The sequence below is a fragment of the Streptomyces sp. NPDC048291 genome (assembly GCF_043201715.1).
Taxonomy (GTDB): Bacteria; Actinomycetota; Actinomycetes; order Streptomycetales; family Streptomycetaceae; genus Streptomyces.
Window position 1 is genome coordinate 261,387 of the sequence record NZ_JBICZC010000016.1, and the last position, 9,412, is coordinate 270,798.

The 9,412-nt window shown below is 71.9% G+C and carries 8 protein-coding genes; 2 read left to right on the forward strand and 6 right to left on the reverse strand.

Annotated elements, in window-relative coordinates:
• Window positions 1-77 precede the first annotated feature (77 nt).
• Complete coding sequence (locus ACGF5O_RS39080) at window positions 78-1,310, forward strand: Ig-like domain-containing protein (protein ID WP_393814672.1); 1,233 nt, start codon at window positions 78-80, stop codon at window positions 1,308-1,310.
• Window positions 1,311-1,467: 157 nt separating this feature from the next.
• Window positions 1,468-2,211: a DUF6227 family protein gene (locus ACGF5O_RS39085; RefSeq protein ID WP_393814673.1), complete on the forward strand. Its 744-nt coding sequence runs from the start codon at window positions 1,468-1,470 to the stop codon at window positions 2,209-2,211.
• 22 nt (window positions 2,212-2,233) lie between these two features.
• Here the strand turns inward: ACGF5O_RS39085 and ACGF5O_RS39090 are convergent, their stop codons facing one another.
• From ACGF5O_RS39090 to ACGF5O_RS39115, 6 genes are all read right to left on the reverse strand, one after another.
• Window positions 2,234-2,485 carry a hypothetical protein gene (locus tag ACGF5O_RS39090; protein ID WP_393814674.1) on the reverse strand — a complete coding sequence of 84 codons (252 nt, stop codon included), beginning with the start codon at window positions 2,483-2,485 and terminating at the stop codon, window positions 2,234-2,236.
• Between the two features lie 116 nt (window positions 2,486-2,601).
• Window positions 2,602-4,698, reverse strand: coding sequence for a fructose-specific PTS transporter subunit EIIC (locus ACGF5O_RS39095; protein WP_393814675.1), 2,097 nt, complete (start codon window positions 4,696-4,698; stop codon window positions 2,602-2,604).
• Window positions 4,699-4,975: 277 nt separating this feature from the next.
• Window positions 4,976-5,923 carry a 1-phosphofructokinase gene (gene pfkB / locus ACGF5O_RS39100; protein ID WP_362596281.1) on the reverse strand — a complete coding sequence of 316 codons (948 nt, stop codon included), beginning with the start codon at window positions 5,921-5,923 and terminating at the stop codon, window positions 4,976-4,978.
• Window positions 5,924-5,952: 29 nt separating this feature from the next.
• On the reverse strand, window positions 5,953-6,714 hold the full coding sequence (locus ACGF5O_RS39105; protein WP_362596050.1) for a DeoR/GlpR family DNA-binding transcription regulator: 762 nt from the start codon (window positions 6,712-6,714) through the stop codon (window positions 5,953-5,955).
• 154 nt (window positions 6,715-6,868) lie between these two features.
• On the reverse strand, window positions 6,869-7,387 hold the full coding sequence (locus tag ACGF5O_RS39110) for a hypothetical protein (protein ID WP_393814676.1): 519 nt from the start codon (window positions 7,385-7,387) through the stop codon (window positions 6,869-6,871).
• Between the two features lie 79 nt (window positions 7,388-7,466).
• A complete protein-coding gene (locus ACGF5O_RS39115; protein WP_393814677.1) occupies window positions 7,467-8,198 on the reverse strand; it encodes a Crp/Fnr family transcriptional regulator in 732 nt (243 codons plus the stop codon).
• Window positions 8,199-9,412: the final 1,214 nt, after the last annotated feature.

The following is a 9,412-nucleotide window of genomic DNA, read 5'->3' on the forward strand; positions in this document are numbered from 1 at the left end:
AACCTCCACCCGGGCCGGTGCCCTCTTTCTCCACGCACTGGAACGGATCACGCACATCACAAGAACTGGAGCAGCCCGTGACAACGCCGGACATTGCAGCGCGGCGGGGACTGGTGGCCTGTGCCGCCCTCGTGGTCGGCGCACTCGCCCTCACCGCCTGCGGTGGCAACGCCAACGCCAACGACAAGACCGACGGCGCCAAGGGCGGGCAGCAGGACACCGCCGCCAGGACGTCGGCCGCGAAGATCGTGATCTCGGCGAAGGACGGTTCGACCGGCGCGTCCATCAACACGACCGGCGTGCAGGTCAGCGACGGGAAGCTGACCGACGTCAAGATGACCGTGGCGGGGTCGGGGCAGGCCGTGGACGGCACCCTCTCGGCGGACGGCGGCACCTGGAAGCCGAAGGAGCAGCTGGAGCGCGGCACGAAGTACGAGATATCGGCGACCGCCAAGGACTCCAAGGGGCTCACGGCGGCGGCCAACGCCATCTTCACCACCGTCAACTCGGCCAACAGCTACATCGGCACGTACACGCCGGACGACGGGACGACGGTCGGCGTGGGGATGCCGGTGTCGTTCAACTTCGACAAGGTCATCACCGACAAGAAGGCCGTGCAGTCGCACATCACGGTCACGTCCAGCAGCGGCCAGCAGGTGGTGGGCCACTGGTTCGGGGCGCAGCGGCTGGACTTCCGGCCGCAGGACTACTGGAAGGCCGGCTCCAAGGTCACGATGAAGATCGACCTGGACGGCGTCGAGGGCGCGAACGGCGTCTACGGGGTGCAGAAGAAGACGGTGTCGTTCACCGTCGGCCGTTCGCAGGTCTCCACGGTGGACGCGAACACGCAGACCATGACCGTGATGCGGGACGGCAAGCTCCTCAAGTCGGTGCCGGTGTCCACGGGCAGCCCGGAGCACACGACGTACAACGGGCAGATGGTGATCTCCGAGAAGTTCACCCAGACCCGGATGAACAGCCAGACGGTCGGCCTGGGCGGGGAGTACGACATCCCGGACGTGCCGCACGCGATGCGGCTGACGACGTCGGGGACGTTCATCCACGGCAACTACTGGTACAACAGGTCCAACCCGCCGTTCGGGCAGCAGGGCACCAGCCACGGCTGCGTGGGCATGGCGGACGTGCAGGGGGCGCAGGGCGACACCACGGCCAAGTGGTTCTACGACAACTCGCTGATCGGGGACGTCGTGATCGTGAAGAACTCCCCCGACAAGACCGTGCAGGCGGACAACGGGCTCAACGGGTGGAACCTGTCGTGGAGCGAGTGGACCGCGGGAAGTGCCGTCTGACCGGCACCTTTTGACTGATCGTCGGGCCGCGCGGGAACTTTTCGCGCGGCCCGCGCGTTTTCCCGGCGTACGTTTTCTCGGTTCCCGGACATGATGTCCGACCGAGGGGCTACGGTATGCACCCACAAGGTGACATGCAGCAACGCCGGGAGAAACCTTGAGCGTTCCGTACGAGACGGCAGCGTACGAACCAGCCGAGTCGCCCGAGTCTCCGGAGGAGCACCTCGCGCGGCTCCTCGGCCGTGCCCTGAACTCCTTCGAGCTGCCGGACGAGGCCATAAGGCAGCTGGACTGCGCGCTGGCGCACGACAGTTCGCTGCACTCCGCGCACCACAGCGCGGGGCTGCACCGGGAGACGTACCGGCACACCTGGCTGCTGGCCGACGGCTCGGCGGTCACGCTGTGGGAGCTCGTGCACAACACCGTGCCGGGCAGCGACCCGCAGCACGAGGTGTACGTCGACGAGGAGGAGCTGCGGGCGGCGACCGCGCGGCTGCCGCTGCCGCCGGACGCCCCGGACTTCGAGCTGCCGGTGCTGGTGACGCTGGCGCCGGTCCCGGAGCCCCGGCACGTGTACGTACCGGACGACTCGGCGGACCACGCGCGCCGGCTGCTGCGCCGGGCGGAGAACGCCGACCGGCCGGGCGCGGAGACGGCCGAGGCGCTGTCGGCGGCGTTCGCCCACCAGATCACCCAGGCGTTCGGACGGCCGGGGCGGACGGGCCGGCCGGGGCTGACCTTCTCGCTCTACGAGCACGCGTTCCTGCTGCGGGACGGCCGGGAGCTGTCCCTGTGGGAGGTCGAGCACACGGCGACACCGGACGGCCGGCACATGTGCGAGGTGTACCCGTCGGAGGACGCGGCCAGGAACGCGATGGAGCGGCGGGCGACGCGGAGCTAGCCCCGCTCCCCTGCCGGGAGGCTCAGCGGCTGCCCAGGCGTCGTACCAGGCCCGCGAAGGCGTCCTGTTCGGCGGGGGTCAGTTCGACGGTCTCGCGTGACGGCGCGGGCTTGAGCCGGTGCGGGAAGGCGGGGAGGGCGCGCGCGGCGTGCCAGGCGAGGGCCTCGCGGCGGTTGCGGCGCAGCAGGCGCGTCACGACGGCCGCCCAGGCGACGGTGGCCAGGGTGAGCGCGGTCATGCCGATCAGCTGGAGGGTCGAGACGTGCGCGGGCATACGCCCCAGTACACACCACGGTCCGGGACTTTGGTCCCGGACCGTGACGTATCTCGCAGGTGCCGTGAACAACTCACAGCGAATCAAAGGGACAAGACGGCGGCGCGGTGCGGGGATCAGGCCGCGACCGGCTGCCTGTCCTCCTTCGCGGTGGCGGACGTCCCGGCGGCGGAGCCGCCCGCCGAGGCCTGCTGAGCCTGCTTGCGCAGGCCCTTGAGGACGACGACCAGGGCCGTGGTGACACAGACACCGGCGGCGATGGCGATCAGGTAGAGGAACGGGTTGCCGATCAGCGGGACCACGAAGATGCCGCCGTGCGGGGCGCGCAGGGTGGCGCCGAAGGCCATCGACAGGGCGCCGGTGATGGCGCCGCCCACCATCGAGGACGGGATGACGCGCAGCGGGTCGGCCGCCGCGAACGGGATCGCGCCCTCGGAGATGAAGGAGGCGCCGAGGACCCAGGCGGCCTTGCCGTTCTCGCGCTCGGTCTCGGTGAAGAGCTTGCCGCGCACGGTGGTGGCCAGGGCCATCGCCAGCGGCGGGACCATGCCGGCCGCCATGACCGCCGCCATGATCTTCATCGCGGAGTCACTGGGGTTGGAGACCGCGATGCCGGCGGTGGCGAAGGTGTACGCGACCTTGTTGACGGGTCCGCCGAGGTCGAAGCACATCATCAGGCCGAGCAGGGAGCCGAGCAGGATGGCGTTGGAGCCGGAGAGGCCGTTCAGCCAGTCGGTCATGCCCTTCTGGGCGGAGGCGATGGGCTTGCCGACCACGACGAACATCAGGAAGCCGACGATCGCGGTGGAGATCAGCGGGATCACCACCACCGGCATGATGCCGCGCAGCACCTTCGGGATGTCGATCTTCTGGATCGCCATCACCACGCCACCGGCCAGCAGACCGGCGACCAGGCCGCCGAGGAAGCCGGCGTTGATCGTGGAGGCGATCATGCCGCCCACGAAACCGGGGACCAGGCCGGGCCGGTCCGCCATGCCGTAGGCGATGTAGCCGGCCAGGACCGGGACCAGGAAGCCGAAGGCGACGGCGCCGATCTGGAACATCAGGGCGGCCCAGCTGTCGGTCTGCGTCCACACGAAGTGGTCGAGGACCGAGGGCGCCGACTTGATCTCGTAGCCGCCGATCGCGAAGCCGAGGGCGATCAGCAGACCGCCGGCCGCGACGAAGGGGACCATGTAGCTGACGCCGGACATCAGCCACTTGCGCAGCTTGGTGCCGTAGCCCTCGCCGGCCTCGCCCGCGCGCTCCACCGGGGTGGCCGGCGCGGAGCCGGAGGTGACCTCGCCGCGGGCCGCCTTCGTGCGGACCTCGCCGATCAGCTCGGCGGGGCGGTTGATGCCCGCCTTCACGCCGACGTCGACGGTCGGCTTGCCGGCGAAGCGGTCCTTTTCGCGGACGGGCACGTCGTGCGCGAAGATCACGCCGTCGGCCGCCGCGATGACCTCGGGGTCGAGCCGGGTGAAGCCGGCCGAGCCCTGCGTCTCGACGACGAGCTCGACGCCCGCCTCGCGGCCCGCGTTCTCCAGGGACTCCGCCGCCATGTAGGTGTGGGCGATGCCGGTGGGGCAGGAGGTGACGGCGACGATGCGGAACGGGCGCTCGCCGGTCTCCGGGCCCGCGCCCTCGGTGGCCGCTGCGGTGCCGGCGGAGGCCGCCGCCGGCGCCGCAGCGGTGTTCTGGGAGCCGCCCTCGGCGCTCGCGGTCGCCGCCGCGCTCTCCGCGCCCTTCTCGCCCTTCTCGGGCGTCGGCGTCTCGTCGCCGCGGATCAGCGCCGCCGCCGTCCCCGCGTCGCCGACCGCCCGCAGCGCGTCCGTGAACTCGCTGTTCATCAGCTGGCGGGCCAGGGCGGAGAGGATCGTGAGGTGGGCGTCGTCGGCGCCGGCGGGGGCCGCGATCAGGAAGATCAGGTCGGCCGGGCCGTCCGGGGCGCCGAAGTCGACGCCCGCGGCGCTGCGCCCGAAGGCGAGCGTCGGCTCGGTGACGTGGGCGCTGCGGCAGTGCGGGATGCCGATGCCGCCGTCGAGGCCGGTCGGCATCTGGGCTTCGCGGGCGGCCACGTCGGCGAGGAAGCCCTCCAGGTCGGTCACCCGGCCCAGGGCCACCATGCGCTCGGCGAGGGCACGCGCCGCCGCTTCCTTCGTATCGGCGGACAGGTCGAGATCGACCAGGTCCGCGGTGATCATGTCGCTCATCGCGGGCTCCAATGCACGCGTATCGCCCGGGGTGTGGGGTGGGCGGGTTCTTCGGGGACGGGGGTGCCGTGGGGGGCGGGGTGGGAGGCGGGGCCGGGGAAGCCCCGCCCCCCGGGGACGGCGGGGCGGCTCAGGGTGCCCCGACGGCCCGTCGGCGCGGCGGGTAACGAGACGCCTTGCCGCTCCCGGGCCGGTTTTCGGCGGGCCGCGCCGGGGAGGAGTGCGGCGGGGTGAGCGGTCGTACCGGTCTGGGTCTTCATGACACTGGTCTGGGTCTTCATGACACCGGCTCCGTCAGTTCGCGGTCGACGGGGACGACGTCGGTGACGGTGACCGCCGTCGGGTCCAGGTCGGCCGGGGTGGGCATCACGCTGCCGGGCAGCTGGACGGCGGCGGCGCCGTGCGCGACGGCGGAGGCGAGGGCCTTCGGGCCGCTGCCGCCCGCGATGAGGAAACCGGCGAGGGAGGAGTCGCCGGCGCCGACGTTGCTGCGGACGGTGTGCACGCGGGCGCTCGCGAACCAGGCGCCCTCGTCCTCCACGAGGAGCTGGCCGTCGGCGCCCAGGCTGGCCAGGACGGCACGGGCGCCCATGCCGCGCAGCTCCTCGGCCGCCTTCAGCGCGTCGCCCACGGTGGCCAGGGGGCGCCCGACCGCTTCCGCGAGCTCCTCGGCGTTCGGCTTCACCACGTCGGGCCGCGCGCGCAGCGCTTCGAGCAGCGCGCGCCCCGAGGTGTCCAGCGCGATGCGCGCGCCCCCGGCGTGCGCCCGCGCTACGACGTCGGCGTACCAGGAGGGCGCGAGGCCGCGCGGCAGGCTGCCGCAGCAGGCGATCCAGTCGGCGTCGCGGGACTGCTCGCGCACGGTGTCCAGGAGCAGTTCCTGCTCCTCGGCCGAGAGTTCCGGGCCCGGCGCGTTGATCTTGGTGAGCACCCCGTCGGACTCGGCGAGGGCGATGTTGGAGCGGGTGGCCCCGGCGACCGGGACCGGCGCGACCTCGATGCCCTGGGCGTCGAGCAGGTCGGCGACGAGCGCGCCCGGCGCTCCGCCCAGCGGCAGCACGGCGACCGTGCGGCGGCCGGCGGCGGCGACCGCGCGGGAGACGTTGACACCCTTGCCGCCGGGGTCCATGCGTTCGCCGGAGGCACGGATGACCTCGCCCCGCTCCAGGGCGGGGACCTCGTAGGTCCGGTCGAGGGAGGGGTTGGGGGTGACGGTGAGGATCATGCCGGTACCGATCGTGGTGCTCGTGGTGCTCATGCTCGTACTACTTCCGTGCCGCCGCGCTCGATGGCGGCGGCGTCCTCGGGGCTCAGCCCGCTGTCGGTGATCAGCAGGTCCACGTCGCCCATGTCGCCGAAGCGGGCGAAGTGCTCCTGGCCGTGCTTGGCGGAGTCGGCGAGCAGGACCACCCGGCGGGCCGCGGCGACGGCCGCCCGCTTGACCGCGGCCTCGGCGAGGTCGGGGGTGGTCAGGCCCTGGTCGGCGGAGAAGCCGTTGGCGGCGACGAAGAGGACGTCCGCCCGGATCTCGCCGTACGCGCGCAGCGCCCAGGCGTCCACGGCGGCGCGCGTACGGTGCCGTACGCGCCCTCCGACCAGGTGGAGCTGGATGCCCGGGTGGTCGGCGAGGCGGGCCGCGATCGGGAGGCTGTGGGTGACGACGGTGAGGGACGCCTCCAGCGGGATGGCCGCGGCGAGGCGGGCGACCGTCGAACCGGCGTCGAGGATCAGGGTGCCCTCGGTCGGCAGTTCGGAGACGGCGGCCTTGGCGATGCGGTCCTTCTCGTCGGCCGAGGTGGACTCGCGTTCGGCGAGGTCCGGCTCGAAGTCGAGCCGCCCGGCCGGGATGGCACCGCCGTGCACCCGGCGGACGAGACCGGCGCGGTCGAGGGCCTTCAGGTCACGGCGGATCGTCTCCTGCGTGACCTGGAACTCCTCGGCGAGCGACACGACGTCCACCCGGCCGCCGTCACGGGCGAGCCGGAGGATCTCCTGCTGCCGCTCCGGTGCGTACATGCCCTGCGCCTCCACTCAAACGTACGTCCGACCATGTCCGATCACGTCTGACTTATGCCCGAACTTGTGGTTTCGAGGGGAGGCTACGCCCGCATTTCCAGAAAGTAAACAGGTTCGGGCATGAGGCAGACACATACGGGCGTGGGGCCCCGGATCAGCCGTGCCGTTGAGCCGTGATCCTCTGCTCGGCGGCGATGACGGCGCGGGCCAGTTCGCCCCGCGCGGCCTCCTGCCGCATGGCGCCGACGAGCTGGGCGCGGTGCTCCGCGACGGTGACCCGGGCGGCGGGGCCCGGCTCGGGCAGCGCGGCCGCGACGTAGACGTCGACCCGTTCCACGACCGCCGTCAGTTCGGGGCGGAGGGGCCCCATGTGGTCGGCGATCCCCCTGATCATGTTGCCGGTCCGGGAGATCTCCTCGAAGTCGTCGGCCCGGCAGGGCTTCAGGGCGAGGCCGCACTGGGCCCGGTAGAGGTCGGCGAGCCACTCGGCCGGCCTGTCGAGTTCGGCGTTCGCCTCGTCCCTGGCGCGGACCTTCCGCATCCAGGCGAAGACCTGCCGGTGGTGCAGGAGGGTGTACGTGGCGAGGACACCCGTGACGAGAGCGGAGACGGCGGTGAGGACGAGAGTGCCGGCACTGGTGCCGATCGCCAGCGTGGTGGTGCTGGTCATCATGCGTGATCCGTTCGGGGGCGGAGCGTGAGCGGCGGAGGCCGGTGCGCCGGGCCGGGGTACCCGGCGCACACGGGCGGGATCAGTGCCGGGTGGCGTGGTGGCGCAGCGCGTCGATGTCGTGGACGACGAACTGGCGGTACCGCGCCTCGATGATCCCGTGGTAGCGCAGGGTCCGGATCGCGTTCTCCGTGGTGGAGGTGGCGAGCTGGAGGGCGGCGGCGATGTCCTTCTGGCTCGGGCCGCCGATGTTGGTGCAGTCCGTCCGGGGGCCCGCGACACCCACGGTGTCGGCGAGGTGCGCCAGCAGTCCGCTGACGCGCTCCAGGGGCGGCCTGGTGGTCATGGCGTAGACGAGTTCGTCGCTGCGGCTGCGGTCCTCCAGGCTGCGCAGGAGGGCGAGCTGTATCTCGGGCCGGCGGCGCAGCAGGATGTTGAAGTGGCGGGCGCCGCAGGGGATGACCACGGTCCTGGTCAGGCAGGTGGTGAGGACGCTGGAGCGGGGGGCGATGAGCTTGGCCTCGCCGACCAGCTGGCCGGCGCCCCGGAACCGCGTCACGCTCGGGAGGTTCTCCCCCGGGCCCAGCGGGAAGCGGTCCTGCCGTACGACGCCTTCCCAGATGATGTAGACGTTCCGGTCGTCCGGTCCCAACCGCAGGTGCTCGTCCCGGGCGAAGCCGCGGCTGCGCAGCTTCGCCTCCAGCAGGACGCGCCACTCCTCGGCGGACAGCCGCTGCAGGAAGCTGCCCTCGGGCTTCTCCTCGTGCCCGAGGAGCAGGTCGATCGACCGGGCGGTGTCGGCGGTCGAAGGCACGGTCACTCCCCCGCGACGGCGACGACGGCTGCGACGGCGGCAGCGGGTGCGGGTGCGGCAGCGCGGGTGCTGGCGTGGGTACTTCGGCGCATACGGGCGCGGGTCCCCCGAGGCGCGTGCGGGTGACGGTGCGTCATGGAGCGGGGGCCGCAGGGGCCGTGGCGCGACGGCGGGAGGACGCCGTCGTCGTAGACGGTACGCACTGGTTCTGATCCCTTTCCTGCTGGTGCTCTGAAACGCCGCTGGCCAGCGGGTTTCCGGTGGTGGGTCCGGCACGTGCTCCGGCCTCCCGCTCCAGGAGGTCCGGGAGCTACGACGGGAGGTACGACAGCGCCCGGGTGGTGAGGCCGGGCGGGTTGAGACAGATGAGCGAGATAAACCGTACCGCTCGCCAGGAGCGAAGAGCCAGTTGTGTTTCGCGGGGCGCCACGAGGAATAGTGATCATGCCGGGAACCCCCCGGTTCCGGGGCTTTGTTACAGAAGACCGCGTGCGGTCCGAACGACCGATCCGCTTCGTTTCGGCGTAATTCCCGGGCCGGTTATCCCGGTTATCCGCGCGCCCCGCGGAGGGCTGCCGGAGTTCTTCCCGGTGAGCGACATATGACGCCCACTCATACCGCAGGCAAAAACGAGAGGCCCCGGGGCACCACCCCCAGGACCTCCCGGAAAGGGTCCGGACCCACCAGGGATCAGACCGGTGCCCAGTAAACACCACGGACGGCCTTTAGGTCACTCCCCATCAGCCGACAAGGAGTCCTCACCAGTCGACTTGTCGGGCGAAATCCCCGGGAGCGGGGATTCTCACGGACAGTGCCCCGCCCCCCACACGCCGTCGGCACGCTTCACCCGGCCGCACGTTTCGCCCTCTTTGTACGCACGAAGCCGCGAGGCACCCGACCGGCGCCCGAACATGACAGCGTTATCAGGTGATTGCCATCGATCAAGAGCAAACAGATCCGGCCAGCCGCCCCACACCCGGCCGGCGCACCGATCACCCCCAGGCGAGCGCGGAGAAATCCACCCGACGGGCCGCCTCCACCCCTCGAATTCACCGGTCAAGGTCCCGGCAATTCCTTTCCGAAAGGCAATCCGCGCCAACAGAAAATGCGGTGTGTGGGGGGGGGGGGGGGGGGGGGGGGGGGGGGGGGGGGGGGGGGGGGGGGGGGGGGGGGCGCGCGCCGCGGGGGGGGGGGGGGCGGCGGGGCAACCCGCG

What these genes read in the sequence shown, in the direction of transcription:
- ACGF5O_RS39110 (WP_393814676.1), bottom strand. Translation starts at nt 7,387, where the DNA reads ATGATGACCAGCACCACCACGCTGGCGATCGGCACCAGTGCCGGCACT.
- ACGF5O_RS39095 (WP_393814675.1), bottom strand. Translation starts at nt 4,698, where the DNA reads ATGAGCGACATGATCACCGCGGACCTGGTCGATCTCGACCTGTCCGCC.
- ACGF5O_RS39105 (WP_362596050.1), bottom strand. Translation starts at nt 6,714, where the DNA reads ATGTACGCACCGGAGCGGCAGCAGGAGATCCTCCGGCTCGCCCGTGAC.
- ACGF5O_RS39090 (WP_393814674.1), bottom strand. Translation starts at nt 2,485, where the DNA reads ATGCCCGCGCACGTCTCGACCCTCCAGCTGATCGGCATGACCGCGCTC.
- pfkB (WP_362596281.1), bottom strand. Translation starts at nt 5,923, where the DNA reads ATGATCCTCACCGTCACCCCCAACCCCTCCCTCGACCGGACCTACGAG.